Here is a 26,741-nt window from a genome sequence, read left to right on the forward strand (position 1 = left end):
CACCGGGAGTTTCGCATGCCGCTGACACTGACCTTTACCGATACCGATGAATTGCTGATTGCCGCCTTGCACAAGCGTGCCCGCGCGCATGGGCGCAGCATCGAGGACGAGCACCGCGACATCTTGCGCAGCGCCTTGCGGCCGCTGCCGAAGCGTCCGCTCGACGATATTTTGCGCAGCATGCCCGACGTGGGCTTCGATGCGGATTTCGAGCGCCGCTCTTGACCCGCCATGCCTGTGCCAGCCTATCTGGTCGATGCGGATGTGATCGTTGCGGTGCGCAAGGGCAGCGCCGCGCCGGCGGGAGTGGCCGATTTTTTCGAGCGGGTGGCGCCCGAGGCGCGTTATGTGCCGGTGCAGGTGATCGCCCAATTGCGTGCAGGCATACAGTGCTGCTGGCGGCGCGAAGCGGCGCTGGAAGCACTGGCGCTGGAAGGCTGGCTGGAAGCCGTGCTGGCGGAATATGCGCCGCGGCTGCTGGAATTCGACCTCGATTGTGCGCTCGTATGCGCGCGTCTGCATGGCCGCGGCCACGCACATGGCGTCGATGGGCAGATCGCGGCGATGGGCATCGCCTATGGCTTGACGGTGGTCAGTGGCAGGCTCGACAGTTTCGTGGCGCAGGGGCTGCGCCTGGAAAATCCGTTTAGTTGAGGCTCATTGCGGCTTACTGTGGCTTGTTGTCTTCATCCGCAAGGGGATCTTCAAACGGGTCGGCGGCGGGGATCGTGTATTTCTCTTCGGCCCAGGCACCCAGGTCGATCTGCTTGCAGCGTTCCGAGCAGAAGGGGCGGAATTTGTTGGCTTCAGTCCATTCGACTTTGGCGGCACAGGTAGGGCAGTTAACGACGGTCATGATGGGGCAAATAAGTAACAGTTAAAAATTACAGAGCGTGAGCTCGAACGGGACATCTTCTTCCAGCGGCTTGGGTTTCAAGTCGCCGCCTTGGGTCGTGAAGCGTACCCACAGCATGTATTTGTTGGCGGAAATTTCCGGGATGGCGCCGCTGTTTTCATCGAGGCTCAGGCGCAGCATCTGGTACACCTTGCCTTGCAGCATTTGCTGGTAGCTGCCGCCATTGGCGATCAGTTTAACGGGTCCGCCGGAATCGCGCAGCAGGCGCAAGACGAGGGCCAGCGCATCGAACAGCGGCGCCAGCGGGGCGAACCACGCGTGAATGTCGGTCAGGCGCTGTTCGGAGCTGCGTTTTTGCCAGGCAAAATACGACGGCAAGTCGAATTCGCAGGCGCCGCCCGGGATGATGGTGCGGCCGCGGATGCTCATCAGCCATTCATTGTCGCGGATATTCTGGCCTGTCTTGCCTTGCGCCGCCACAAGGGCGCCGCTGACACTGTCGAGTTCACCGAGGATGGCATCGAGGGTTTCCGGCTCCACATTCGGATTGCTGCGGTAACCGAGCAGGCTTTGGCGCTGGCGCTCGAGTTCCTGCAGCAGGTCGGACTTCAGGTCGGCGCGGCCCGCCACTTCGAGCATATCGAAAATGGTTGCCAAGGCAACATGGTGCTGCATTGCATGCTCTTGCTGGATGAAGAACTTGAATTTGTCGTACAGGTCTTCCAGCCGCAACAAGGTACGTATGCGTTCGTTGAAAGGGTATTCGTAGACAATCAAAATAATTCCCTTAAGTAAGGACCTGCAAACAATCCCGTGATTTTGAACCAAGCGTCGACAAATTACAAACGTTGCGGGGCCATTCCAGCCATTCTTTTTGAAAATGCCAGATATAAATCGTGCAACTGGGCAATCTGCGGTGCCAGGGACGCCAAATCGCCGTTGTTGTCGATCACATCGTCCGCCGCCGCCAGGCGCATGGCGCGCGTGGCCTGCGTGGCCATGATGGCTTTGACTTGTTCTTCCGATAAGCCATTGCGCGCCATCACGCGCGACACTTGCAGGCTTTCTTGGCAATCGATGACCAGTACCCGGTTGACCCGCTCCACCCAGCCGCCGGACTCGACCAGCAGGGGCACGGCAAAGATCACGTAGCTGCCCGTCGCTGCTTCGGCCGCCGCCAGGGTGGCCTGGCGGATGCGCGGGTGCAGGATGGCTTCCAGTTTCGCCTTGGCCACAGCGTCGGAAAACACGAGGTTGCGCATTTTGCTGCGGTCGAGGGCGCCACGCGCATCGGCGTAGTCGGCGCCAAATTCCGCCACCAGCGCCGGCATGGCCGCGCCATTGGGCGCCGTCAGGCTATGGGCGATCTGGTCGGTGTCGACGATGGAGGCGCCGCGCGCGGCGAACATGTCGGCCACCGTGCTCTTGCCGCAACCGATGCCGCCAGTGAGTCCGACGTTGAAATAAGGGACGTTGTGTCGTTGCATGTATTTATCCATAGGGGCGCAGTGATGCGCTGGTCAGCCGGTCAGGCCTAGCGTGAGCCGCGACAGGGGTGCGCCGTACAGCAGCGCGATCAGGCCCGCCGCCGCCAGGTAGGGGCCGAACGGAATCGGCTTGTCGCGCCCGCGCTTGGCAAACACGATCAGGCCGATGCCGACCACGGCACCCACCAGCGACGACAGCAGGATGATCGTCGGCAGCATGGTCCAGCCCAGCCACGCACCGAGCGCAGCCAGCAATTTGAAGTCACCATAGCCCATTCCCTCCTTGCCTGTCGCCAGCTTGAAGGCCCAGTACACGGCCCACAGGGCCAGGTAGCCGGCGGCCGCGCCGATGACGGCCTCTTGCAGGGGCACGAAAGTACCGTTGATATTGACCAGCAGTCCTGCCCACAGCAGGGGGAAGGTGAGGTCGTCCGGCAGCATTTGCGTATCGGCATCGATGAAGGTCATGGCGATCAGCAAATACGCGAACACAAGCGTGGCCAGGCCCGTCCAGCCGCTGCCGAAGTGCCAGATCAACAGGGCCGACAGCGCGCCCGTCAGCAGCTCGACGAGCGGGTAGCGCACGGAAATCGGCGCCTTGCAGGCGCTGCACTTGCCGCGCAGCAGCAGGTAACTGAGGACGGGGATGTTTTCCATGGCCGTGATGCGGTGGCCGCAAGCGGTGCAGTTCGAATGCGGCAGCATCAGGTTGTAGCGGTCCGTGTGCGGCAAGGGCAAGCCGCTTTCTTCCGCCACGTAATTATCGGAGTCGCGCTGCATCATTTTCGGCACGCGGTGGATCACCACGTTGAGGAAGCTGCCGACGATCAGGCCGAACAGGGCGGCGACGAGGGCGACGGGCAGGTTGCCGGGCGCGGCGAACAGCAGGGTATCTTGCAGCATGGTGGAGTGGTCTGAGGTGATGATGTTGCCGCGCAAACATTGCCTGGCACTGCCGCAGTGTAAAACATCTGCCGGTGCATGGGGACGTTTTGCGTGGCTTCACCTTTAAATCACGGCGCCCAGCTTGAAAATCGGCAAATACAGGGCGATCACGAGGGAGCCGACCAGCACGCCCAGCACGACCATGAGCGCCGGTTCCAGCAGCGTGGAAAGGGTAGCCACCGTGGCGTCGATATCGGCTTCGATGATATCGGCCGCGCGCGACAGCATGGCGTCGAGGGCGCCCGATTCCTCGCCGATCAGGGCCAGTTGCGTGAGCAGCGGGGGAAACACGCCGCTGTGCTCCATGGCCAGGGCCAGGCTGCCGCCGGCGCGGATTTCACGCTCGATGCGCGTTGTCGCTTCCTGGTACAGCGCGTGGCCGGAGGCGGCGCCCACCAGGCCGAGCGAGTCGAGCAGCGGCACGCCGGCGGCGAACATGGCGGCCAGGGTGCGTGTCCAGCGGGCGATCGCCGCCTTGCGCAGAAGCGGGCCGAACACGGGCAGGCGCAGCGCCCGCAGTTGTGTGTTGCGCCGCAAGGCGGGCCAGCGGCGCCAGGCCAGGTGCAGCAGCACGCAAGCGAACACGAGCGCCGCCAGCAAGGCCAGCCAGTAATGGACGAGGAAGGCGGACACGCCCATGACGACGAGGGTGGGCAGCGGCAAGGGCGCGCCGAAGCTGTCGAAGACCTGGCGGAAGGCGGGCACGACCACGCTCATGATGATGGCCGTGACGACGATGGCGACAAGCACGATGACCAGCGGATACATCAGCGCGCCGCGCACTTGCCGCCGCAGGGCGATGGCCTTTTCCTGGTGGGTGGCCAGGCGCGCCAGCAAGTCCTGCACGATGCCGGCCTGTTCGCCCGCCGCCAGCAGGTTGCAATACAGCTCGTCAAACAGCAGGGGGAACTGGCGGAAGGCCTGCTGCAGGCTGCTGCCCGCTTCGATGTCGTGGCGCAAGTCGCGCATCAGCTCCGTGACGGCCGGTTTGGCATGGCCCTTGCCGGCGATGTCGAAGGCGTGCAGCAGCGGCACGCCGGCCGCCATCATGGTCGACAGCTGGCGCGTGAACAGGGCGATATCCTTGTGTGTGATGGCCTTGCCGGGCGCGGCGCGCGGGGCTTTTACCTTGCTGGCAAGGATGCCCTGGCGTCTGAGCGCGGCCTTGGCCGTGGTGGTGTCGGTCGCGCGCAAGATGCCATCGACCGCCTTGCCATGGCGATCCGTGCCTTTCCACGCAAAGCGCCGCTCGGCCGCCATGTGCACCTCCTGCCGTCACAGTAGCAGCGCCGGGCCAAAGCGCCAGCGGCGCTGGCGGCAAGCTTGATGTGGCTCAGCCTTTCTTGGTTTGCACTTCCGTCTGCACAACGGCCTGGGCCTTCACGTCGGCCGCATCTTCCTCGTCGCTGTCCGTGCCCTTGCTGATGCTTTCGCCATCGTCGCGGCGCAAGGTCCAGAACGTTAGCGAGGACAGCACCGTCAGGGCGGCCAGGGTCAGGAAGGCGTGGTGCAGCGCCGTGCTGAGCATGGCGCGGTCCGACTGCGGCATGTCGCCCAGGTACCAGCCCGTGATCAGCGAACCGAAGGCGAGGCCAAAGCTCATCGACAATTGCTGCATCGAGCTGGCGATGGTGCTGGCCATGCTGGAGTCAGCCTTGTCGACGTCGGCATACGCGATGGTGTTCATGCTGGAAAACTGCAGCGAATTGAAAAAGCCCATGCACAGGCTGATGGCGACGATCACGTACAGGGGCGTGCCCACGCTTACCTGGGAAAACATGGCGATGGTGACGCCGATCAGCACGGTGTTGACGATCAGCACCTGGCGGTAGCCGAAGCGGGCCAGCACGCGCGCGGAAATGAATTTCATGCCCATGGCGGCGGCCGCCGACGGCATCATCAGCAAGCCCGACTGCCAGGCGGGCAAGCCCAGGCCCAGCTGGTACAGCAGCGGCAACAGGAAGGGCAGGCCGCCCACGCCCAGGCGCGTGACGAAGCCGCCCACCACGGAGACGCGGAAGGTGCGGATCTTGAACAAGGTCAGGCGCAGCAGCGGGTGCAGCACTTCGCTCGAATGCCAGGCATACGCGGCCAGCAGGCTGATGGAAATGAACAGCAGCACGGCAAACGAGGTGCCGTCGATGCGGTGTTCGCCGAAGATTTCCAGCAGCCACGACAGCAGCGCGATACCCGTGCCGAACAGCACCAGGCCGATCAGGTCCAGCGGACGAGGCTTGTCGCCGTAATAATCGGGCATGTAGCGGTGCGCCAGGTACAAGGCCACCAGGCCGACGGGCACGTTGACGAAGAAAATCTCGCGCCACGACAGCCAGTGCACGATCAGCCCGCCCACCGTGGGGCCCAGCAAGGGGCCGATCAGGGCGGGGATGATGACGAAATTCATGGCCGCCAGCAATTGCGACTTGGGAAAGGTGCGGATGATGGTGAGCCTGCCCACCGGCATCATCATGGCCGCGCCCACCCCTTGCAGCAGGCGCGCGGCCACCAGCATGGGGGCGTTCACGGACAGGCCGCACAGGATGGAGGCGATGGTAAAGATGGCAACGGCGGCGGAAAACACGCGCCGCGTGCCGAAGCGGTCGGCCATCCAGCCGCTGATGGGAATGCACACGGCCAGGCTCAGGATGTAGCTGGTGACGACGGCCTTCAGGCTCAGCGGCGTCACGTTCAGGCTGGCGGCCATGGCGGGGATGGCGGTGTTGACGATGGTGGAGTCGAGTTGCTCCATGAACAGGGCGGTGGCGACCACCCAGGGAAGGTAGCTTTTAATCGGGGAACTGGTCATGGATGCGAGCCTGAGGAGGAAAAACGGAGCCGACAGTACGACGAATTGTCACATAAATGGCGCAGGCGTGCCGCCCACGCCTTTCATATTGCCACCGTGCGGGGGACATCGTCCATGGAACATTTGTTCCATGGCAATAGATTGCGGGCACGGCTAGCATGTGTTTTCCGGCAGCTCCCCTCTATTTCCCCGAAAGTCACACCACATGAAAAATGCACTTACCTTCCTTGTCCTCGGCGCAGCCCTGTCCGCATGCGGTGGCGGCAGCGATGGCGGCACGCCGGCAGCACCGGTCACGCCGCCCGTCGTGGTGACGCCGCCCGTCGTTTCCGCCGACAGCGTGGCCGTGGCGTCAGCCGCCGTGGCCAAGGAGGCTGGCCTGGCCGTCATCGCCGGCGCCAATGGGGACGAGACGGTGTATGACGTGGCCGCCGATATCGGCGACACGTGGCGCATCACGTTCGACAGCGCGAAGAAAACCTACGCCATCCGCGTGCTGTCGACGCAGTTCGGCTTGAGCGACCGCAGCGGCACGTTCAGCGCCACCACCACCGGCCATCTCACCACTTACACGGGAACGGATTTCAGCGTCACCGTCGATGCGCGCACGCGCCTGCTGACGGGGACCGTGAAACTGGGCAACATGCATTCCAACGTCAGCGGCAGCGGCTATGCCGTCACGGACGTGGCCAAGCTGGCCGGCAACTATATATTTCTGGGCGCCATGCGCAATGCTTCGAACGGCGGCGACCGTTTCAATCCGAAAGGCAGCCTCAAGGTGGTGGCCGATGGCAGCGCGCAACTGTGCAATGGCGGCGTGTTCAATGCGCAAGGCGCGTGCTCCGCGGTATCGCCACAGCTGGAAGCGGAAAACGCCAGCCTGACTTTGGTCCGTGACGCGGCGCGTGGTCTGATCATTGCCCGCCAGGGTGACCAGGACTTCGGCATCGTCCACGTGCACGCCGGGGACCGGGGGCTGGCGCTGTTCATCGACCGCTACAGCCGCAACCAGCAGAACGTGCTGCGCGTGGGCACCATCGTGGCCGCCAAACAGCAAAAGATCGGCACGGAAATCGCCGGCAGCTACGCCTGCGCGGCGCCGGGCATCAGCGCGAAGATCGTCGTGGCCAGCAGCACCGCCACCATCACCAACAACACCGCCGGCAAGACGCATGCGGAAACCATCACCATCAACAAGCTGGGCCTGGGCGCGCAAGCCGTCGATTTCGATGGCATCGCCGTGTTCAAGGACCCGGCCGACGTACCGGCGGATTATTCGATGTTCATGCCGGTGTCGTCGAGCATGGCGGTCGAATTCTCGACCGACCGCTCGTATATGGGCACGTGCCTGAAAAATTAGTCGCTAGCGTTTGAGGTGATCCAGTGAGTAGGTCGGGTTAGCCGGTACGGCGTAACCCGACACCACTATCAGCGTGGCAACCGTTCCAGCGCATCCATCAATGGCATCGCCGCGTCGGCGATGCGATCCAGGCTGGCCTCGCGCAGGGCGGCGGTATCCACCGTGTGGCCGGAGTCCAGCCCGGCCCAGCGCAGCAGCGCCGAACACGCGGCGGGTGTGTCGAACATGCCGTGCAAATAGCTGCCGAGGATTTGCCCGTCGCCCGACACGGCGCCTTCCGGGCGTCCATCGATGACAAAGGCTGGCTGCGCCAGCGCCGCGCCATGCGAGACGCCCATGTGGATTTCATAGCCTGCCACGCGCGCATCGGCCGCGCCGTCAAACGCGCAGTGGCCGCTCACCTGTTCCAGCCGCTTGTCGCTTGTCAGCTCCGTCACCATGTCGAGCAGTCCCAGTGCCTTTGACTCTCCCGGCGCGCCTTCCACGCCCAGCGGATCGCGCACGCTTTGCCCCAGCATCTGGAAGCCGCCGCAAATACCGAGCACTTTGCCGCCATAGCGCAGGTGTTTTGCCAGGTAGGCGGGCCAGCCTTGCTGTTGCAGCCAGGCCAGGTCGCCGCGCGTGTTTTTACTGCCAGGAAGGATCACCAGGTCGGCCGCTGGAATCGGTTGCCCCTGCTGGATGAATTGCAGGTCGATATCGGGGTGGGCGCGCAGCGCGTCGAAGTCCGTGTGGTTGCTGATGCGCGGCAGTTGCGGCACCACTACCTTGAAGGCGCCGCGTTCGGCTTGCATCGCTTCGACGGCGTCTTCCGCGTCGAGGAACAGGCCTTGCAGATAGGGCAGCACGGCCAGCACGGGTTTGCCCGTCTGCTGCTCGAGCCACTCGATGCCCGGTTGCAGCAGCGAGATGTCGCCGCGGAAGCGGTTGATGACGAAGCCGAGGATGCGTGCCAGTTCGCTGTCGGACAAGCACGCCAGAGTGCCGATGATGTGCGCGAAGACGCCGCCCCGGTCGATGTCGGCCACCAGAATCACGGGGCAGTCGACGGCTTCGGCAAAGCCCATGTTGGCGATGTCGCGCGCGCGCAGGTTGACTTCGGCGGGGCTGCCCGCGCCTTCGACGACGACGGCGTCGTACTGCTGGCGCAAGCGCGCGTACGACTCCAGCACGGCGCCCATGGCGATGGTCTTGTATTGCTGGTAGTCGCGGGCATCCATCTCGGCGCGCACCTTGCCGTGGATGATCACTTGCGCGCCCGTGTTCGATGAAGGCTTCAACAGCACCGGATTCATATCCGTGTGCGGCGCGATACCGCAAGCCAGCGCCTGCAAGGCTTGCGCGCGGCCGATCTCGCCGCCGTCGCTTGTCACGGCGCTATTCAAGGCCATGTTTTGCGGCTTGAACGGCGCTACCGTCACGCCACGGCGTTTCAACAAGCGGCACAGGGCTGCGACGACGGTGCTCTTGCCCGCGTCGGACGTGGTGCCTTGCACCATCAGGGCGGGGAAGGGACTCTTCATGCCTGCTGCTCCTGCCACTGCGCGATGATGTCGCTGATCTGGCGCAGCCCTTCGGTAATCGCCGCCGGGCCAGGCGACAGAATGTCCGGCGACTTGATCTCGAACAGCATGTCATTGCGTACGGCGGGAATCGCCTCCCAGCCCGGGCGTGCCGCCAGTTGTGCTGGCTGGAATTTCTTGCCGCACCAGCTGGCGAGGATGATGTCGGGCGCGCGTGCGACTACCGTCAAAGGATCGGCGATGATGCGTTCTTTCGCGCCGGGATGCGCGGACAATTCCGGGAAGGCGTCCGTGCCGCCGGCGATCCCGATCAGTTCCGCCGCCCAGCCGATGCCGCTCATCAGGGGATCGTTCCACTCTTCAAAGTAAATCACGGGCTTGCGCGTCCAGGCGGCGGCGCGGGCCCGGGCAGTGGCGATGTCCGCGCGCAGGCTGGCGATCAATGCATTGCCCGCCGCCTCGCGCCGCACCAGCGCGGCCAGCACGGCGATCATGCGCAGGATGCCCTCCACCGTGCGCTGGTTGAACTGGTGCACTTCGATGCCGGCCTTGACGAGGTCGCGGCAGATATCGGCCTGCATGTCGCAAAAACCGATCACGAGATCCGGTTTCACTGCCAGGATGCGTTCCAGGTTCGTGGACGAAAAGCCGCTGATCTTGGTCTTTTCCTCGCGCGCGCGGGGAGGCCGCACGGTAAAGCCGGAGATGCCCGCGATGACGTCTTCGGCGCCCAGCGCGTACAGCGTCTCCACGGCTTCCGTCGACAAACAGGCGATGCGCTGGTAGTGACTCATTGAGCAGCCTTGGTGCGGCGCTGGCGGGCCATTTCCAGCTGTTCGCACATGGCGGCCGTGCCTTCGATCATGCGCGGGCCGGCGCGGTTCAGCAGGTCGCCATTCAGGCGGAACAGATTATTTTTGCGCACGGCCGTCATCGACGGGAAGGCGCGCCACATGGCCAGACCGCCTTCGCTGCGCGGATCGCTTTTTTCGCTGGTGCCGAAGATGACTTCCGGGTCTTCCTGCAACACGCCTTCCGGCGTGACGACGGGCGCCACCACCTTCATCGCGGCGAACACATTCTGGCCGCCGCATACACGCATCGAATCGCTGATGATGCTCGCGCCGCTCAAGGTGTACAAGGGCTTATCCCACACCTGGTAAAACACGCGCACGGGCGGGCGCTGCGCATATTGCGCCGTCAAGCTGGCCAGTTTGGCGCGCAGCTGGGCGGCGGCCGGCTTGGCGGTCTTTTCCGTGCCCATCAGCTGCCCCAGGCGCTCCATGCTGTCTGGGATATCGGCCAGCTTGCGCGGTTCGCTGTGATAGATCGGCACCTTCAACTGGCGCAGCATGGCGATCTGGCGCTCGGCGCTGCCATGCATCCAGACGACGATCAGGTCCGGCTTCATGGCGATGATGCGTTCCATGTCGTACTGGCGGTTATCGCCCACCTGCGGAATCTTCTTGGCCGCTTCCGGGTAGTCGCTATAGCTGACGACACCGGCGATCTTCTCGCCGCCACCGGCTGCGAACAGCAGTTCCGTCACATGCGGGGCCAGCGCCAGGATGCGCTGTGCCGGTTTTTCCACGGTGACGGTATTGCCGTCGTCGTCGCGCACGGTGATGGCGGCATGCGTTTGCAGCGAGACCAGTCCGGCCAGCAGCAGCGATATGTTCAGGATTTTCATGTGTGCTTCCATGCGGTGAGGGCCTGCTGCAGGCGCAGCCAGGCGTGTTCATCGAGGGGCAGGCCCAGGCGGATGCCGTGGGCGGCGTGGCGGAACAGGCGCACCCAGATGCCCGATTCCGCCATGTGGCGCCAGAACGCTTCGGCGCGATCTTCGGGCCACCACTGAAACAGCGCCGTGCCGCTGCTGGCGATGCCGTGCGTGGCCAACAGCTGATGCAAGCGGTCGCCTTCGCCGCGCAGGCGTTCGCGCATCGCGTTTTGCCAGTGCGTATCGGTAAGCGCCGCCAGTGCCACCTGCTGCGCCGGGCCGCTGACGGCCCACGGGCCCAGCATGTCGGCCAGCTGTCCCAGCAGCGCGGGATGGGCGGCGACAAAGCCCAGGCGCAGTCCCGCCAGGCCAAAGAATTTGCCGATGGAGCGCAGCACGATCAGGCCCGGCTGGCCCGAGTGCGGACCGAGACTGGCGTGGGCTTCCGTGTCGCCAAACGCTTCATCGACCACCAGCCAGCCGCCGCGCGCGGCCAGCCGGGTGGCCCATGCCAGCAGCAGTGCGGGGGCAATGCGTTCGCCCGTGGGATTGTTCGGATTGCAGACGACCAGCACGTCGCAGCTGTCCACCGCATCGGCCAGTTGCGCATACGGCACTTGGCGCAATTGGTGGCCTTGCTGGCCCCAGTGGTGTGCGTGTTCCGCATACGAGGGCGCGGCCACCACCACGCGCGACGGCGCGCGCAGCCGGGGCAGGGCCTGGATGGCGGCCTGCGTGCCCGCCACGGGCAGCATGGCTGGCGCGTCATAGTAGCTGCAGGCGGCTGCGGCCAGCGCAGGATCGGACTCCGGCAGCCGGTGCCAGGCATTGGCGTCGGGTGCCGGCGCTGCATACCAGTGCGGGTTGATGCCGGTCGACAGGTCGATCCAGTCGGCCAGCGGTCTGCCATATTCGCGCGCGGCGTCGCGCAGGTTGCCGCCATGTTCAAGCAAGGTATTTCCCCTTCAGGTAGAACAGGCCCGCCAGCAGCGCCATCCAGATCAGCCACAGGATGGCCGTTTCCGCCACCAGGCGCCAGGCGCGGTCGATATCGCGTGCTTCGGCCGGGCGGCCGGCACCCAGCGGCGGGCGGCGTTCCAGTTTACCGTCATAGATGGCGTCGCCGCCCAAGGCCAGGCCCAGAGCGCCGGCGCCGCTGGCCATCACGGGGCCTGCGTTCGGGCTGCCCCAGTTGGGGGCCTGGCTACGCCAGCAGTGCCAGGCGCGCTGTTTGTCGGCCATGGTTTTACCCAGTAAAACGTAAGATAGGGCCGTCAGGCGCGCCGGAAGATAGTTCAGAACATCGTCGATGCGCGCGGCGCAGCAGCCGAACCAGTCGTAGCGCTCGTTTCGATAGCCCCACATGGCGTCGAGCGTATTGGCCAGCCTGAATAGTACGGCGCCGGGGCCGCCCGCCACGGCAAACCAGAACAGAGTGCCGAAGACGGCGTCGTTGCCGTTTTCCAGCAGGGATTCTGTGCTGGCCTTGGCCAGGCTGGCCGCGTCGGCGTTGGCCGTGTCGCGGCTGACGATACGCGCCGTCAGCAGGCGCGCGTTGTCCAGGTCATCGATGGCCAGGGCATCGGCGATCGGTTGATTGTGGTCGCGCAGGCTGCGCAGGCCCAGACATAGATAGAGCAGGAAGACGTGGAGCGCCGCACCGGCCAGGCCGCACAGCCAGTAGGCCGCATAGCTGATCGGCAGCACGGCCAGCGACCACGCCAGCGCGCCGCGCAGCAAACGCCCGCGGCCCCGATTCAGCAGGCGTTCCAGTACGTTGGCGATGCGCCCAAATCCGACCAGCGGATGCCAGCGGCGCGTTTCTCCCAGCAGCATGTCGAGCAGCACGCCGGCCGTCATCAAGGCGGCCAGCATGGGTAGCGACAGGCCGCTCAGCATGGGCCGCCTTTCAGGTACAGCGGCAGGCCGGCGGCGACAAAGACAGCCTTGTCGCACACGGCCGCCACGGCCTGGTTCAAGCGGCCCGCTTCATCGGTGAAGCAGCGCGAGATGGCGCCGTAGGGCACGATGCCCATGCCCACTTCGTTCGAAACGAGAACGAGGTCGCAATCGGTCTCGCCAATTTCCGCCAGCGCGTACAGCAGGTGGGCGCGCTCGCTGTGGAATAGTTCTGGCAGGGCGATGTCGCCCACGTCCGGGTACGTCTCGCCAGTGGAAAACATCAGGTTCGTCAGCCACAGGGTCAGGCAGTCGACCAGCAGCAGGCGGCCGGGCCGTGCTTCCCGCAGGATGGCGTCGCCCAGGCGCAGCGGTTCTTCCAGGGTGGCCCACCCGGCCGGGCGCTGCGCACGGTGATGCGCGATGCGCGTTGCCATTTCACCATCGCCCGCCTGCGCGGTGGCGATGTAGAGTACTTCCCTGCCGGACTCGCGGGCCAGCTTTTCCGCATGGGCGCTCTTGCCGGAACGGGCGCCGCCGAAGACCAGGGTGCGCGTCATGGCGCTGTTACCACTCGGTGCCGATTTGTGCGCCGATGCCGGCCGCATACGCATGCTTGACGACGGCCATTTCGGTGACCGTGTCGGCGATCGCGATCAGTTCGTCCGGCGCGCCGCGGCCCGTGATGACCACGTGCTGCATGGCCGGGCGTTCCAGCAGGTCGGCGATGACCTTGTGCACGTCGAGGTAGTTGTACTTGAGGGCGATATTGAGTTCGTCGAACAGCACCAGGCCATAGCTTGGGTCGGCCAGGAAGGTCTTCGCCTGTTCCCATGCCAGTTCAGCCTTTTCGATGTCGCGCTCGCGGTTCTGCGTTTCCCATGTATAGCCTTCGCCCATCGCATGAAAACTGATTTCGTCGGGGAAGCGGCGCAGGAATTTTTCTTCGCCCGTCGACATGGCGCCCTTGATGAACTGCACCACGCCCACTTTCATGCCGTGGCCCATGGCGCGGATGGCCATGCCGAAGCCGCTCGAACTCTTGCCCTTGCCATTGCCCGTGTTGACGATGATGATGCCGATTTCCTTGTCGGCCTTGGCGATGGCCGCGTCGATGATGGCCTTCTTGCGTTCCATGCGCACGCGGTGGCGCTCGTTGATGGCGGCGGTGTCCGCATCGATGGTTTTGTTTTCGCTCATGTCAGTCCTCTTTTGGTATGAATATCTTGCGTTTGCCGTGCTCGATGATCTCGATCGGGTGGCCCAGGTAGTCGCCCAGGATGGACGCCTGCATCACGTCGGCCACGGGACCTGCCAGCCAGCCGCCATCGCCCATCAGCAGCAGCGCATGGGTCGAGACGCTGTGCGCCAGGTTCAGGTCATGCCCCACCATGACCACGGTTTTGTTCTGTTCGCGGCACAGTCTGGCCAGCAGGCCCATGACGCTGACCTGGTGCGCCAGGTCCAGCGCGTTGGCTGGTTCATCGAGCAGCAGCAAGGGCGTATCTTGCGCCAGCATGGCGGCGATCGCCACGCGCTGGCGTTCGCCGCCGGACAGGCTGCGCACGTCGCGCTCGGCCAGGTGCTCCACTTCCATCGAGGCCAGCGCCGCCAGGGCGATGCGCTGGTCGTCGCTGCCTTCCCAATAGTGATTGTCGTGATACGGGTGGCGCGCCGACAGCACCGTTTCAATGACGCGGTACGAGAACGCGTCGTGGCGCGCCTGCGCCAGGAAAGCCCGTTCCCGCGCCAGCTCTTCCAATGGCCAGTCAATCAGGGCGCGGCCCTGTATCGTCACGTGGCCGGCATCCGGTTCGCGCAATCCGGCCAGGGTGCGCAGCAAGGTGCTTTTGCCAGCGCCGTTGCGGCCGATCACGCTCCAGCATTCGCCATCCTTGATTTGCCAGATGAGGTTTTCCACGAGGGAGCGCGTGCCCGCTTTCAGGCCGAGTTGGTAGGTGCGTATCATGCTTGTTTCATCCCCTGCGCAAGCGGTGCAATTGGTACAGGAAGACGGGCGCACCGATCATGGCTGTCACCACGCCGACGGGCAGCTGCAATGGTGCCAGCACGGTGCGCGCCAAGGTATCGGCCAGTACGAGGAAGGTGCCGCCAGCCAGCGCGGCGGCGGGGATCAGCAGGCGGTGGTCGGGGCCGCAGGCAAAGCGCAGCGCATGCGGCACGATCAGACCGACGAAGCCCACGCTGCCGGCGCTGGTGACGGCGCTGGCCGTAAGCAGGCCGGAACAGAAGAACAGTCCTTTGCGCAGCGCGCCCACGCGCACGCCCAGGGTGCTGGCCGCTTCCGCGTGCAGCGCCATGACGTTCAGCGAGCGCGCGCAGCGCAAGGCGAAGACGAGGGCGCCGGCCAGGACCAGCCAGGGCATCAGCCGCGCAGGTGCGCCGGACAGGTCGCCGATCATCCAGAACACCATGCTGCGCAAGCGGCTTTCCGGGGCGATGGACAGCATCAGGGTGACGATAGCCATGCAGGCCGAGGCGAGGATCACGCCCGTCAGCAGCAAGAGCGAGGCGCCGCCTTCGGCCGCCGTGCCGCCGCGCAGGTCGCGCCGGGCAAAGAAGTACAGCAGCATGGAGACGCCGACGGCGCCGGCAAAGGCCGCCGCATCGACCACCCACAGCGCGCACATGAACAGCAGCGCGGCCAGCGCACCGACGGAAGCGCCGGCGGAAATGCCCAGCACATACGGGTCGGCCAGAGGGTTGCGCAGGAGAGCCTGCATCATCAGACCCGCCAGCGACAGCGCCGCGCCGGTGACAAAGGCGGTCAGCGCGCGGCCCAGGCGCAGGTCGAGCAGGGTGGCGGCGAGGGTGTCGGTCTTGCCCTGTACGACATGGAACAGGGCGGAAGGCAGGTCGGCGAGCGGAATGGCGATCGAACCGATCATGCCGGAGAAAATCAGGCTGGCAATCGCGCACACGATCAGCACCGTGAGGATCACGGTGGCGCGGTGGCGCATATTGCGGAAAAATGGGTGCATGTACTGCCTTAAAAACGGGGACTGCAGAACTGCATCTGCGGGCGATGACAACAATGCCATCGCCCGCAGCTTACATCATTACTACGTGCTTATTTCATGCCGTAGCGCACACCGACGAAGACTTTCGAGCCTGGTGTCGCGTAGAAGCGGGCCAGTTCGTAGTCCTTGTTGGCGATATTGTTCCAGCGTGCCAGCACCGACCAGTCGCGGGCGAACTGGTAGGTGGCGTACAGATTGACCAGGCCATAGCCGCCCAGGACGTTCTTGTTGGCGGCATCGTCGAAACGCTTGCCCGACAGCTGCCATTCGGCGCCCGAGGTCAGCGCGCCCAGCGTGTAGTCGACGGCGAAGTTGGCGTGTTTCTTGGCGCGGCGTACCAGTTGCTTGTCCTTGGTTTCATCGCGTGGATCTTGCAGGTCGATATTGCCGCTGACGTTGAACGCGCCGAACTTGCGTGCACCCGCGATCGTCAGGCCTTCCAGCAGCGCCTTGTTGACGTTGTAGGCGCAGCCGTAGCCGGTGAACAGCGGATCGGGACAAGGCGAGGTATTGACCAGCAGGTCGGTGACCTTGTTGTGGTAGTAGCTGGCGCTCAGTTTCGACACGCCGTCGTCGTAACGCAGACCCACTTCGACGTTGCGGCCCTGTTCCGGTTTGTTCGTCGCCAGGCCATAGCCCGGGTAGTACAGTTCATTGAAGGTCGGTGCGCGGAAGCTGGTGCCGTAGCTGGCGCTGGCGCGCAATGCGTTGGTGATGCGGTAGCCGTAGGCGACGCTGCCCGTGTTGTGCGTGCCGAATGCGGAACTGTCGTCACTGCGGCCGCTGATGTTGAACAGATGCGCGCCGCGCACCATGTTGTACGCCGCTGCGAAGGACTTGGTATGGCGTGCGCCCGTGACTTCCGGCGTGCTGCTCGACGTGACGTCTTCATCGCGGTAGCTGGCCAGCAGCTGCAGGTTGTCGCGCCCGATGCGGATGTCGTTCTGCCAGGTGATATCGGACTGCTTGGTGTCGATCTGGCTCTTGCCCCACGAGCCGGCGCTGCTGTCGTCGCCCGACTTGTCGCGTGCTTCCGCATAACGCAGTTCGCTGGTCCAGTTGGGCAGGAATTCGTTCTTCGTGAAGACCGAAATGTTTTCCAGTTTCTGGTTGCTGCGCGCATCGTAGCCAGGACCGGCGTCGTACTGGGCTTTCAGCTTGCTGTTCAACAGGACCAGGCCGACTTCATGGCCCTTGGCCATCTGGTAGCCGAACTGGCCGCTGAAGCTTTCCTTGTCGTAGCCGTCTTTGTCCGGATTGTAGGTGTACTCAGGCGATGCACCGATCTTCGAAGCCGAGAAGCCATCCGATTTTTCCTTGCCAGCCGCCAGCGCATAGCTGAAGCTGTTCGGACCGCCGGTGGAACCTGCCACCTGGGCTTCGACCTGGCGCGTGTTGTTGCTGCCGTAACCGGCGAAAGCAGAGACGCGCGTGGCGCCGTCGCCTTTCTTCGTGAAGATCTGGATCACGCCGCCGATGGCGTCCGCACCGTACATGGTGCTCAGTGGGCCGTAGACGATTTCAATGTGGTCGATGCTGGAAAGGGGCAGGGCGCTCCAGTTGGCCGTACCCAGGGTGGACGAACCAATGCGCACGCCGTCAACCAGCACGATATTCTGGTTGCTGTTCGCGCCGCGAATGAAGACGCTGGCCGCGGTGCCTGCGCCGCCGTTGCGCGCCACTTCGATGCCGCGTTGTTTTTGCAGCAGGTCGACAATCGAGCTGGCGCCCGAGCGCGCGATGTCGTCCGAGCTGATGGTCTGCGTATCGCTCAATACTTCGCTCAGGTGTTGCGGGTAGCGGCTGGCGGTGACGACGACGGGATCGAAGGTGTCTGGCGTGGCTTGGGCGAAGGCGGCAGGCGCGGCAATGGCTAGCGCGAGCGACGTGAGCGCCGCGTGGCGGGAAACAGCATGGGTCATGATAGTTTTCAGTAAGTAATATGCAACCAGCCGACGTCCCCGTAGGCCAGATTGAACAGAAGTGGGAACTGAAGATGACGATCGAAGATGGCCATGGGCCATTCGGATCGCGAACATCCCCGTTCGCACACTTCCACCTGTCCTGGCCGGTATCCGGGCTGGCAAGTGCGGCTATCCCACCTTCCCATGCTCGATGATTGCAAGCACAGTGGTTGTCAGAGATAGCTTGTCGCCCGCGTCCTGTTGGGAGGGGCGACACTTGCTTACCGTTGCGGGGGCAGCACACGTTCGCCGCGAGCGCGGCATCGTGTTTCCCGTTTAACTGCGCTCATGGACATGAACGCGGGCACCAAAACCCCGCCATTATACGTGCAGTGGGCGTGGACTGAAATGGCTGGCTGGGCGCTTCGATATCAGAAATCGACGACGACCGTCGCACCGTAGGCGATTTTATGGGCGGAACGGGCGGCCAGCAGGGCCGTTTCTTCCAATGGCAGCCGGGCTTGCAATGCCGACAGCAGGCGGATGGTGCCCGCATGGCAGATGATGATGGCCGTTTCGTGTTGTTCGCGCAACAGATCGCCTAAAAACGCATCGACGCGGGCAGCCATCGCCAGCACGTTCTCGCCGCCGCCGGGCCGGTACCAGGCAAGGTCGGCCGCCCAGGCATCGATGTCCGCGCGCGCAATCGCGTGCCAGGGCTGCATTTCCCATGCGCCAAAATCCATTTCGACCAGCCGCGCATCAAGGTGCAGGGCGCTGGAGGGTAAGTCTTGCGCCAATGCTGACGCCAGGCCGGCGCAGCGGCGCAGTGGACTCGCGTAGAGCGGCACACCGGCTGGCAGCGTTGCTTGCAAATGGGCGTGCACCGTGGCCATTTCATGCGGCGCCACCGCCACGTCGCTGCGGCCATAGCAGGTGCCGCTGGTCACTTGCGGCGTGGGGTGGCGAACGAGGATCAGGCGCATGCTTGTTCAGTAGAAGCGCAATGGAGGCTGGAAGCTGGAAAGGATTGCCAGGTAAATCGCTACTTCCGCCACCTGCTGCACGGCGCCCAGGCAGTCGCCCGTATAGCCTTGCAGGCGGCGCTGGCATTTGCGGCCCAGCCAGAATGCGGCAGCTGCCGCCGCCACGATGGCAAAGACCAGCGTGGCCCAGTAGAATATTCCCAGCAGGCCGCAGGCGATGGCGGGTAGCAGACCACAGACGGCGGCGATGATGAATTCTCCCGTAGTCATCTCCTGCGCCATCGGCTTGGCCTTGCCTTCATCGCGCGCATAGTCCATGGCCCAGATCAGCGAGACGGCGGCCAGGCGCGAGAGTGGATGGGCGATGAGTAAGGTTGCCACCACCGTGGCAGGCGGCAGCGATGCGAGCGCCGCGCATTTGATGGCCAGCAGGCACAGGATGCCGATCGCGCCATACGCGCCGATGCGCGAATCCTTCATGATTTCCAGCACCCGTTCGCGCGTCAGGCCGCCGCCGAAACCGTCGCACATGTCGGCAAAGCCGTCTTCATGGAAAGCGCCCGTCAGGTAAATGCCGGCGGCGACGGCCAGCAGCACGGCCACCGCCGAAGGCAGGAGCCAGCTTGCCAGCAGATACACGGCGCCACTGATGGTGGCCACCACGACGCCCACCAATGGAAAGTAGCGCGAAGCGTGCTGCAGCCATGCTGGCTCGAAACCCACCCAGCGAGGGATGGGCAGGCGCGTGAAGAACTGCAGCGCGATGAAGAATAATCGGCATTGATGGATGGCGGCGGAAACGGGATTGGCCATGGTCTTAGTCTGGCGTGGACTTTTCGCTGACCTGGGCCGAGGCAAACGTCGCCATCTCGCGCATGAAGTTGACGGCCGCGTGCAGCAGCGGCAAGGCCAGCGCCGAACCCGTGCCTTCACCGAGGCGCAAATCGAGCTGCAGCAGCGGACGCGCTCCCAGGCTGGCCAGCAACTGGCGATGGCCGTTTTCATCGGAGCAGTGCGAAAACACGCAGTAATCGAGGATGGCCGGTTGCAGACGGGCCGCCACCAGCAGGGCGCTGCTGACGATGAAGCCGTCGATCAGCAGAATCATGCGCCGTTCGGCCGCCTTGAGCATGGCGCCGGCCATCATGGCGATTTCGAAGCCACCAAAGGTAGCAAGCACGTCGAGTGGCGCGTTGACTGCCGCATGATGGGCGACGGCCACTTCGATCACCTGCTGTTTGTGCAGTATCCCTTCCTTCGACAGGCCGGTGCCGGCGCCCACGCAGTCGGCGACCGGTGTTCGCGTCAGCTTGTGCATCAGTGCGGCGGCGGCCGTGGTGTTGCCGATACCCATTTCGCCAAAGCCCAGCACATTGCCATCCAGTGTGGCGACCAGGTCCATTCCCGCCTGCATGGCGGCCAGGCATTGCTCCTCGCTCATGGCGGGCTCTTTGGCAAAGTTGCGGGTGCCTGGGCCTTGCTTGCGGTCGAGCAAGCCGTCGCGTGGGCCAAAGTCATGGTTCACGCCGGCGTCTACTATATAGAGGGCGCAATCGCTCTGGCGGGCGAAGACGTTGATGGCGGCGCCGTTGCCGAGGAAGTTCTCCACCATTTGCCACGTCACGCTTTGCGGGTAGGCGGAAATGCCTTCGGCCACGACGCCATGGTCGGCCGCGAAAACGATGATGGCGGGTTGGCGCAATGCCAGTTGCGTGCTTTGCTGGATCAGGCCGATCTGGCGGGCCAGGGTTTCCAGCATGCCGAGACTGCCCAGCGGCTTGGTCTTGCTATTGATGGCGTGTTCGAGGGCGCTGACCAGGGTGGGATTGGCGGTAGAGGTAATGTGTGGGATAGGCATGGGAATCTATATGGATGAGGCAGGGTATGGTTGGCACTACGATATCACACAGCAATATTTGCCCAACTGCAAATTAGCGCTTGCGAGGTGTGCGGGGCAGGGCTATAATTCGCCCCCTCGCTGAACGACGCATGCAAATGCCGAGTAAAGCAGAGTGAAAAAAGAAGGTTGACGAAATGCTGCAAACGCTTCATACTCTTCCTTCTTCGCAGCTGACAAACACAACGCTTTGTCGATGGCGCGAAAGCAGTACCGAATACAGTTCTTTAACAATTAACAGTCGATAAGTGTGGGCATTTGATGTAAGTGCAGCAGCGATCTTCGGATCGCTGTAAAACTTAAAATATCAAATGTTCACAAGAAATAATGAAATAGGATACTTCTTCGGAAGTAGCCTGTCAGTTTTTTGAGTGAGCGACCCGTCAGCAATGATGGTGCCGGTAAAACGGCAAAGTAACAGAGATTAAACTGAAGAGTTTGATCCTGGCTCAGATTGAACGCTGGCGGCATGCCTTACACATGCAAGTCGAACGGCAGCACGGAGCTTGCTCTGGTGGCGAGTGGCGAACGGGTGAGTAATATATCGGAACGTACCCTAGAGTGGGGGATAACGTAGCGAAAGTTACGCTAATACCGCATACGATCTAAGGATGAAAGTGGGGGATCGCAAGACCTCATGCTCGTGGAGCGGCCGATATCTGATTAGCTAGTTGGTAGGGTAAAAGCCTACCAAGGCATCGATCAGTAGCTGGTCTGAGAGGACGACCAGCCACACTGGAACTGAGACACGGTCCAGACTCCTACGGGAGGCAGCAGTGGGGAATTTTGGACAATGGGCGAAAGCCTGATCCAGCAATGCCGCGTGAGTGAAGAAGGCCTTCGGGTTGTAAAGCTCTTTTGTCAGGGAAGAAACGGTGAGAGCTAATATCTCTTGCTAATGACGGTACCTGAAGAATAAGCACCGGCTAACTACGTGCCAGCAGCCGCGGTAATACGTAGGGTGCAAGCGTTAATCGGAATTACTGGGCGTAAAGCGTGCGCAGGCGGTTTTGTAAGTCTGATGTGAAATCCCCGGGCTCAACCTGGGAATTGCATTGGAGACTGCAAGGCTAGAATCTGGCAGAGGGGGGTAGAATTCCACGTGTAGCAGTGAAATGCGTAGATATGTGGAGGAACACCGATGGCGAAGGCAGCCCCCTGGGTCAAGATTGACGCTCATGCACGAAAGCGTGGGGAGCAAACAGGATTAGATACCCTGGTAGTCCACGCCCTAAACGATGTCTACTAGTTGTCGGGTCTTAATTGACTTGGTAACGCAGCTAACGCGTGAAGTAGACCGCCTGGGGAGTACGGTCGCAAGATTAAAACTCAAAGGAATTGACGGGGACCCGCACAAGCGGTGGATGATGTGGATTAATTCGATGCAACGCGAAAAACCTTACCTACCCTTGACATGGCTGGAATCCCCGAGAGATTGGGGAGTGCTCGAAAGAGAACCAGTACACAGGTGCTGCATGGCTGTCGTCAGCTCGTGTCGTGAGATGTTGGGTTAAGTCCCGCAACGAGCGCAACCCTTGTCATTAGTTGCTACGAAAGGGCACTCTAATGAGACTGCCGGTGACAAACCGGAGGAAGGTGGGGATGACGTCAAGTCCTCATGGCCCTTATGGGTAGGGCTTCACACGTCATACAATGGTACATACAGAGCGCCGCCAACCCGCGAGGGGGAGCTAATCGCAGAAAGTGTATCGTAGTCCGGATTGTAGTCTGCAACTCGACTGCATGAAGTTGGAATCGCTAGTAATCGCGGATCAGCATGTCGCGGTGAATACGTTCCCGGGTCTTGTACACACCGCCCGTCACACCATGGGAGCGGGTTTTACCAGAAGTAGGTAGCTTAACCGCAAGGAGGGCGCTTACCACGGTAGGATTCGTGACTGGGGTGAAGTCGTAACAAGGTAGCCGTATCGGAAGGTGCGGCTGGATCACCTCCTTTCTAGAGTTTGCACGAATCATGTAAATGATTCACGCATCAAATGTTCACACTTATCGGCTGTTAAATGAAGAAGAAACAGTAGTCGTAGTAGTTCCGCGTTGGGGCTGTAGCTCAGCTGGTTAGAGCACCGTGTTGATAACGCGGGGGTCGTTGGTTCGAGTCCAACCAGCCCTACCAGTACAAATTCCCGGGGGATTAGCTCAGCTGGGAGAGCACCTGCTTTGCAAGCAGGGGGTCGTCGGTTCGATCCCGTCATCCTCCACCAAAGTTTTACTCGAAAGTGCAAACGTAAGCCGGTCAACAAGACTGTGGTTTAGGTTTGATCTTTTAGCGATCAAAGCTGTTTCGTTCTTTAACAATCTGGAAGAAGTAAAGATTATTTATTGATCAAGTCTATGCGTGCAGCAATGCATGAGGCGACTTGATGGGTAATGATTGTATGTATCAACAAACAAGCAACAACGTTGTACTTTCTTATTCCTGTAGCGCTCTTTGATGACTTCGGTCTTCAGAGGCTAACGTTATAGGGACAAGCGAATAAGTGCACATGGTGGATGCCTTGGCGATTACAGGCGATGAAGGACGTAGTAGCTTGCGATAAGCTGCGGGGAGTGAGCAAACACACTTTGATCCGCAGATTTCCGAATGGGGCAACCCACCCTTTTAGGGTATTGCATACTGAATACATAGGTATGCAAGGCGAACGCGGCGAACTGAAACATCTAAGTAGCTGCAGGAAAAGAAATCAACCGAGATTCCCAAAGTAGCGGCGAGCGAAATGGGAAGAGCCTGTACGTGATAGTCGGACCGATAACAGAATCCTCTGGAAATAGGAGCCATAGCGGGTGATAGCCCCGTATGTGAAATCGGACCGGTGATACTAAGCGTACGACAAGTAGGGCGGGACACGTGACATCCTGTCTGAATATGGGGGGACCATCCTCCAAGGCTAAATACTCGTAATCGACCGATAGTGAACCAGTACCGTGAGGGAAAGGCGAAAAGAACCCCGGAAGGGGAGTGAAATAGATCCTGAAACCGTGTGCATACAAACAGTAGGAGCGGACTTGTTCCGTGACTGCGTACCTTTTGTATAATGGGTCAGCGACTTACATTCAGTGGCAAGGTTAACCGAATAGGGAAGCCGTAGAGAAATCGAGTCCGAATAGGGCGATCAGTCGCTGGGTGTAGACCCGAAACCAAGTGATCTACTCATGGCCAGGATGAAGGTGCGGTAACACGCCCTGGAGGTCCGAACCCACTAATGTTGAAAAATTAGGGGATGAGCTGTGGGTAGGGGTGAAAGGCTAAACAAACTTGGAAATAGCTGGTTCTCTCCGAAAACTATTTAGGTAGTGCCTCAAGTATCACCATCGGGGGTAGAGCACTGTTATGGCTAGGGGGTCATTGCGACTTACCAAACCATTGCAAACTCCGAATACCGATGAGTGCGAGCTTGGGAGACAGACGTCGGGTGCTAACGTCCGGCGTCAAGAGGGAAACAACCCAGACCGCCAGCTAAGGTCCCAAAGATTGGCTAAGTGGAAAACGAAGTGGGAAGGCTAAAACAGTCAGGATGTTGGCTTAGAAGCAGCCATCATTTAAAGAAAGCGTAATAGCTCACTGATCGAGTCGTCCTGCGCGGAAGATGTAACGGGGCTAAGCCAGTCACCGAAGCTGCGGATATCTAGCAATAGATATGGTAGGAGAGCGTTCTGTAAGCCTGCGAAGGTGTCTTGTAAAGGATGCTGGAGGTATCAGAAGTGCGAATGCTGACATGAGTAGCGATAATGGGGGTGAAAAGCCTCCACGCCGTAAGCCCAAGGTTTCCTGTTCAACGTTCATCGGAGCAGGGTGAGTCGGCCCCTAAGGCGAGGCAGAGATGCGTAGCTGATGGGAAGCAGGTTAATATTCCTGCACCGTCGTATGATGCGATGGGGGGACGGATCGCGGAAGGTTGTCTGACTGTTGGAATAGTCAGTTTCTGTCTCATAGAAGGTACTTAGGCAAATCCGGGTACGGAATTCAAGGGGATGGGACGAGTGAACTTGTTCACGAAGCAATCGGAAGTGGTTCCAAGAAAAGCCTCTAAGCTTCAGTCATACGAGACCGTACCGCAAACCGACACAGGTGGGCGAGATGAGTATTCTAAGGCGCTTGAGAGAACTCGGGAGAAGGAACTCGGCAAATTGGTACCGTAACTTCGGGAAAAGGTACGCCCCGGTAGCTTGATTGGTTTACTCCATGAGGGTGAAAGGGTTGCAATAAACTGGTGGCTGCGACTGTTTAATAAAAACACAGCACTCTGCAAACACGAAAGTGGACGTATAGGGTGTGACGCCTGCCCGGTGCTGGAAGATTAAATGATGGGGTGCAAGCTCTTGATTGAAGTCCCAGTAAACGGCGGCCGTAACTATAACGGTCCTAAGGTAGCGAAATTCCTTGTCGGGTAAGTTCCGACCTGCACGAATGGCGTAACGATGGCCACACTGTCTCCTCCCGAGACTCAGCGAAGTTGAAATGTTTGTGATGATGCAATCTACCCGCGGCTAGACGGAAAGACCCCATGAACCTTTACTGTAGCTTTGCATTGGACTTTGAACCAATCTGTGTAGGATAGGTGGGAGGCTTTGAAGCGGGGACGCTAGTTCTCGTGGAGCCAACCTTGAAATACCACCCTGGTTTGTTTGAGGTTCTAACCTTGGTCCGTTATCCGGATCGGGGACAGTGCATGGTAGGCAGTTTGACTGGGGCGGTCTCCTCCTAAAGTGTAACGGAGGAGTTCGAAGGTACGCTAGATACGGTCGGACATCGTGTTGATAGTGCAATGGCATAAGCGTGCTTAACTGCGAGACTGACAAGTCGAGCAGGTACGAAAGTAGGACATAGTGATCCGGTGGTTCTGTATGGAAGGGCCATCGCTCAACGGATAAAAGGTACTCTGGGGATAACAGGCTGATTCCTCCCAAGAGTTCATATCGACGGGGGAGTTTGGCACCTCGATGTCGGCTCATCACATCCTGGGGCTGTAGCCGGTCCCAAGGGTATGGCTGTTCGCCATTTAAAGTGGTACGTGAGCTGGGTTTAAAACGTCGTGAGACAGTTTGGTCCCTATCTGCCGTGGGCGTTGGAAATTTGAAGGGGGCTGCTCCTAGTACGAGAGGACCGGAGTGGACGAACCTCTGGTGTACCGGTTGTCACGCCAGTGGCATTGCCGGGTAGCTAAGTTCGGAAGAGATAACCGCTGAAAGCATCTAAGCGGGAAACTTGCCTTGAGATGAGATTTCCCAGAGCCTTGAGCTCTTTGAAGGGTCGTTCGAGACCAGGACGTTGATAGGCTGGGTGTGGAAGTGCAGTAATGCATTAAGCTAACCAGTACTAATTGCCCGTACGGCTTGTCCCTATAACCTTAGCAGGTACAGAGGATAAGACGGTACAACGTTGCGTGTGTGTTGATACTACCAGTCATTACCCCAATCTTTGCTTCTTCCAGATTCAGGCTTTGTCGCTCCATCGAGGACAAACGCCAGTACAAGTTATGCCTGATGACCATAGCAAGTTGGTCCCACCCCTTCCCATCCCGAACAGGACCGTGAAACAACTTTGCGCCGATGATAGTGCTGCAACCAGTGTGAAAGTAGGTTATCGTCAGGCTTGTTATTCGAAAAAACCCCTTCCGGTGATCCGGTTGGGGTTTTTTTACGTCTGATAGTTTGTTGGGCGCTGTCGGCTGACGCGCGCGGTGACACAAATACGTGTTGCAGCTGTTCCAAATTGATACATGGGCGGCCGGATGCGGGGCATATAGGCATGGCATGGCATTTGCTCTTCTTGGATATTCACTAAAAAACCAAGGAGACCAGCATGACCTATTCGATTCGTACCCTGCTCGGCATGGCGGCCGCCGGCGCCGTCGCCCTCACTTCCCTGCTGACCTTGCCGCATGCCTATGCGCATGGCAACGTCACGCCGCAAGGCGTCGACACCACAGGCTTGCCCAAAGTGGGCGACAAGTGGCTCGAACAAAACCCGTATCGCGGCAACAAGCTGGCTCTGACGGTCGGCACCTCGGCCTACAACCAGAATTGCGCCCGCTGCCACGGCATCGAAGCCATTTCGGGCGGTATCGCGCCGGACTTGCGCCAGCTGGACCGCGATTGCTTCGGTATCAAGAATGAGACAAAGAAACAGGCTTGCTACAAGGAGACGGACAATTACTACCTGACCACCATCCGTCACGGTAAAGTGCGCAATGGCGCCGTGTACATGCCGCCGTTCGAAGGCGTGTTCAACCAGGAAGCCATGTGGGCCATCAAGACCTATCTGGAAACCCGCCGCGAATCCAATTAAGTCGAACCGA

The 26,741-nt window shown here is 61.2% G+C and carries 23 protein-coding genes, 2 tRNA genes, 3 rRNA genes and 1 riboswitch; of the genes, 9 read left to right on the forward strand and 19 right to left on the reverse strand.

The features are described from left to right. The first annotated feature begins 15 nt into the window (after positions 1–15). Complete coding sequence (locus tag OPV09_RS06070) at positions 16–225, forward strand: FitA-like ribbon-helix-helix domain-containing protein (RefSeq protein WP_319993352.1); 210 nt, start codon at positions 16–18, stop codon at positions 223–225. A gap of 6 nt (positions 226–231) precedes the next feature. Continuing rightward, entirely contained in the window at positions 232–654 is a 423-nt protein-coding gene (locus OPV09_RS06075) for a VapC toxin family PIN domain ribonuclease (protein WP_338680878.1), read from the forward strand. 13 nt (positions 655–667) lie between these two features. Here the strand turns inward: OPV09_RS06075 and yacG are convergent, their stop codons facing one another. The 6 genes from yacG to OPV09_RS06105 form a co-directional block, all read right to left on the reverse strand. After that, positions 668–859 (reverse strand): DNA gyrase inhibitor YacG, encoded by a 192-nt coding sequence (gene yacG / locus OPV09_RS06080; RefSeq protein ID WP_034748814.1) that lies wholly within the window; start codon positions 857–859, stop codon positions 668–670. Positions 860–877: 18 nt separating this feature from the next. Further along, the gene (gene zapD, locus OPV09_RS06085; protein WP_034748811.1) at positions 878–1,633 is read right to left on the reverse strand and encodes a cell division protein ZapD; all 756 of its coding nucleotides are present in this window, start codon (positions 1,631–1,633) and stop codon (positions 878–880) included. Positions 1,634–1,695: 62 nt separating this feature from the next. Next, on the reverse strand, positions 1,696–2,343 hold the full coding sequence (gene coaE, locus OPV09_RS06090; RefSeq protein ID WP_319993350.1) for a dephospho-CoA kinase: 648 nt from the start codon (positions 2,341–2,343) through the stop codon (positions 1,696–1,698). Positions 2,344–2,376: 33 nt separating this feature from the next. Continuing rightward, complete coding sequence (locus OPV09_RS06095) at positions 2,377–3,246, reverse strand: A24 family peptidase (protein WP_338682236.1); 870 nt, start codon at positions 3,244–3,246, stop codon at positions 2,377–2,379. A gap of 105 nt (positions 3,247–3,351) precedes the next feature. After that, positions 3,352–4,548, reverse strand: coding sequence for a type II secretion system F family protein (locus OPV09_RS06100; protein WP_338680879.1), 1,197 nt, complete (start codon positions 4,546–4,548; stop codon positions 3,352–3,354). A 73-nt stretch (positions 4,549–4,621) separates the two neighbouring features. Continuing rightward, a complete protein-coding gene (locus tag OPV09_RS06105) occupies positions 4,622–6,094 on the reverse strand; it encodes a DHA2 family efflux MFS transporter permease subunit (protein WP_257620598.1) in 1,473 nt (490 codons plus the stop codon). Between the two features lie 205 nt (positions 6,095–6,299). On the opposite strand from OPV09_RS06105, the gene OPV09_RS06110 reads away from it, so the two are divergent. Further along, positions 6,300–7,454, forward strand: coding sequence for a hypothetical protein (locus OPV09_RS06110; RefSeq protein ID WP_338680880.1), 1,155 nt, complete (start codon positions 6,300–6,302; stop codon positions 7,452–7,454). Positions 7,455–7,522: 68 nt separating this feature from the next. Here OPV09_RS06110 and OPV09_RS06115 read toward each other — a convergent pair whose 3' ends face one another. The 13 genes from OPV09_RS06115 to cobT all read right to left on the reverse strand — a co-directional run bounded on the left by OPV09_RS06115 (position 7,523) and on the right by cobT (position 20,385). Next, the gene (locus tag OPV09_RS06115) at positions 7,523–8,977 is read right to left on the reverse strand and encodes a cobyric acid synthase (RefSeq protein ID WP_338680881.1); all 1,455 of its coding nucleotides are present in this window, start codon (positions 8,975–8,977) and stop codon (positions 7,523–7,525) included. After that, positions 8,974–9,771, reverse strand: a complete 798-nt coding sequence (locus OPV09_RS06120; RefSeq protein ID WP_338680882.1) for an ABC transporter substrate-binding protein — start codon at positions 9,769–9,771, stop codon at positions 8,974–8,976. The genes OPV09_RS06115 and OPV09_RS06120 overlap by 4 nt, the downstream gene beginning before the upstream one ends. Beyond that, complete coding sequence (locus tag OPV09_RS06125; RefSeq protein WP_034748791.1) at positions 9,768–10,667, reverse strand: cobalamin-binding protein; 900 nt, start codon at positions 10,665–10,667, stop codon at positions 9,768–9,770. Before OPV09_RS06125 ends, OPV09_RS06120 begins: the two co-directional genes overlap by 4 nt. Next, on the reverse strand, positions 10,664–11,650 hold the full coding sequence (gene cobD / locus OPV09_RS06130; protein ID WP_338680883.1) for a threonine-phosphate decarboxylase CobD: 987 nt from the start codon (positions 11,648–11,650) through the stop codon (positions 10,664–10,666). The genes OPV09_RS06125 and cobD overlap by 4 nt, the downstream gene beginning before the upstream one ends. Beyond that, positions 11,643–12,596, reverse strand: coding sequence for an adenosylcobinamide-phosphate synthase CbiB (gene cbiB / locus OPV09_RS06135; protein ID WP_338680884.1), 954 nt, complete (start codon positions 12,594–12,596; stop codon positions 11,643–11,645). The genes cobD and cbiB overlap by 8 nt, the downstream gene beginning before the upstream one ends. Next, on the reverse strand, positions 12,590–13,156 hold the full coding sequence (gene cobU, locus OPV09_RS06140; protein ID WP_338680885.1) for a bifunctional adenosylcobinamide kinase/adenosylcobinamide-phosphate guanylyltransferase: 567 nt from the start codon (positions 13,154–13,156) through the stop codon (positions 12,590–12,592). The genes cbiB and cobU overlap by 7 nt, the downstream gene beginning before the upstream one ends. Positions 13,157–13,163: 7 nt before the next feature. Next, on the reverse strand, positions 13,164–13,796 hold the full coding sequence (gene cobO / locus OPV09_RS06145) for a cob(I)yrinic acid a,c-diamide adenosyltransferase (protein ID WP_072456964.1): 633 nt from the start codon (positions 13,794–13,796) through the stop codon (positions 13,164–13,166). Position 13,797: 1 nt separating this feature from the next. Next, on the reverse strand, positions 13,798–14,565 hold the full coding sequence (locus tag OPV09_RS06150) for an ABC transporter ATP-binding protein (RefSeq protein WP_072456966.1): 768 nt from the start codon (positions 14,563–14,565) through the stop codon (positions 13,798–13,800). Positions 14,566–14,572: 7 nt separating this feature from the next. After that, positions 14,573–15,598: an iron ABC transporter permease gene (locus OPV09_RS06155; protein ID WP_338680886.1), complete on the reverse strand. Its 1,026-nt coding sequence runs from the start codon at positions 15,596–15,598 to the stop codon at positions 14,573–14,575. A gap of 89 nt (positions 15,599–15,687) precedes the next feature. After that, positions 15,688–17,559 (reverse strand): TonB-dependent receptor domain-containing protein, encoded by a 1,872-nt coding sequence (locus tag OPV09_RS06160; protein WP_338680887.1) that lies wholly within the window; start codon positions 17,557–17,559, stop codon positions 15,688–15,690. Positions 17,560–17,686: 127 nt separating this feature from the next. Further along, positions 17,687–17,928, reverse strand: a riboswitch (cobalamin riboswitch). A 44-nt stretch (positions 17,929–17,972) separates the two neighbouring features. After that, a complete protein-coding gene (locus OPV09_RS06165) occupies positions 17,973–18,527 on the reverse strand; it encodes a histidine phosphatase family protein (protein ID WP_072456972.1) in 555 nt (184 codons plus the stop codon). A 6-nt stretch (positions 18,528–18,533) separates the two neighbouring features. Further along, positions 18,534–19,340 (reverse strand): adenosylcobinamide-GDP ribazoletransferase, encoded by an 807-nt coding sequence (locus tag OPV09_RS06170; protein WP_338680888.1) that lies wholly within the window; start codon positions 19,338–19,340, stop codon positions 18,534–18,536. A 4-nt stretch (positions 19,341–19,344) separates the two neighbouring features. Then, positions 19,345–20,385, reverse strand: a complete 1,041-nt coding sequence (gene cobT, locus OPV09_RS06175) for a nicotinate-nucleotide--dimethylbenzimidazole phosphoribosyltransferase (protein WP_338680889.1) — start codon at positions 20,383–20,385, stop codon at positions 19,345–19,347. Between the two features lie 465 nt (positions 20,386–20,850). Between cobT and OPV09_RS06180 the strand changes: the two genes are divergently transcribed. The 6 genes from OPV09_RS06180 to pedF all read left to right on the forward strand — a co-directional run bounded on the left by OPV09_RS06180 (position 20,851) and on the right by pedF (position 26,731). After that, positions 20,851–22,381 (forward strand): 16S ribosomal RNA (locus OPV09_RS06180). Positions 22,382–22,481: 100 nt separating this feature from the next. Beyond that, positions 22,482–22,558: transfer RNA gene (locus tag OPV09_RS06185), tRNA-Ile, on the forward strand. A gap of 12 nt (positions 22,559–22,570) precedes the next feature. Then, positions 22,571–22,646, forward strand: a tRNA-Ala gene (locus OPV09_RS06190). A gap of 262 nt (positions 22,647–22,908) precedes the next feature. Further along, positions 22,909–25,784 (forward strand): 23S ribosomal RNA (locus OPV09_RS06195). Between the two features lie 138 nt (positions 25,785–25,922). Next, a 5S ribosomal RNA gene (gene rrf, locus OPV09_RS06200) occupies positions 25,923–26,035 on the forward strand. The 16S, 23S and 5S rRNA genes sit together here with 2 tRNA genes alongside, the layout of an rRNA operon. A gap of 210 nt (positions 26,036–26,245) precedes the next feature. Next, a complete protein-coding gene (gene pedF, locus OPV09_RS06205; RefSeq protein WP_034756828.1) occupies positions 26,246–26,731 on the forward strand; it encodes a cytochrome c-550 PedF in 486 nt (161 codons plus the stop codon). The last annotated feature ends 10 nt before the right edge of the window (positions 26,732–26,741 follow it).

The organism is Janthinobacterium sp. TB1-E2 (genome assembly GCF_036885605.1).
GTDB classification, from domain to species: domain Bacteria; phylum Pseudomonadota; class Gammaproteobacteria; order Burkholderiales; family Burkholderiaceae_D; genus Janthinobacterium; species Janthinobacterium aestuarii.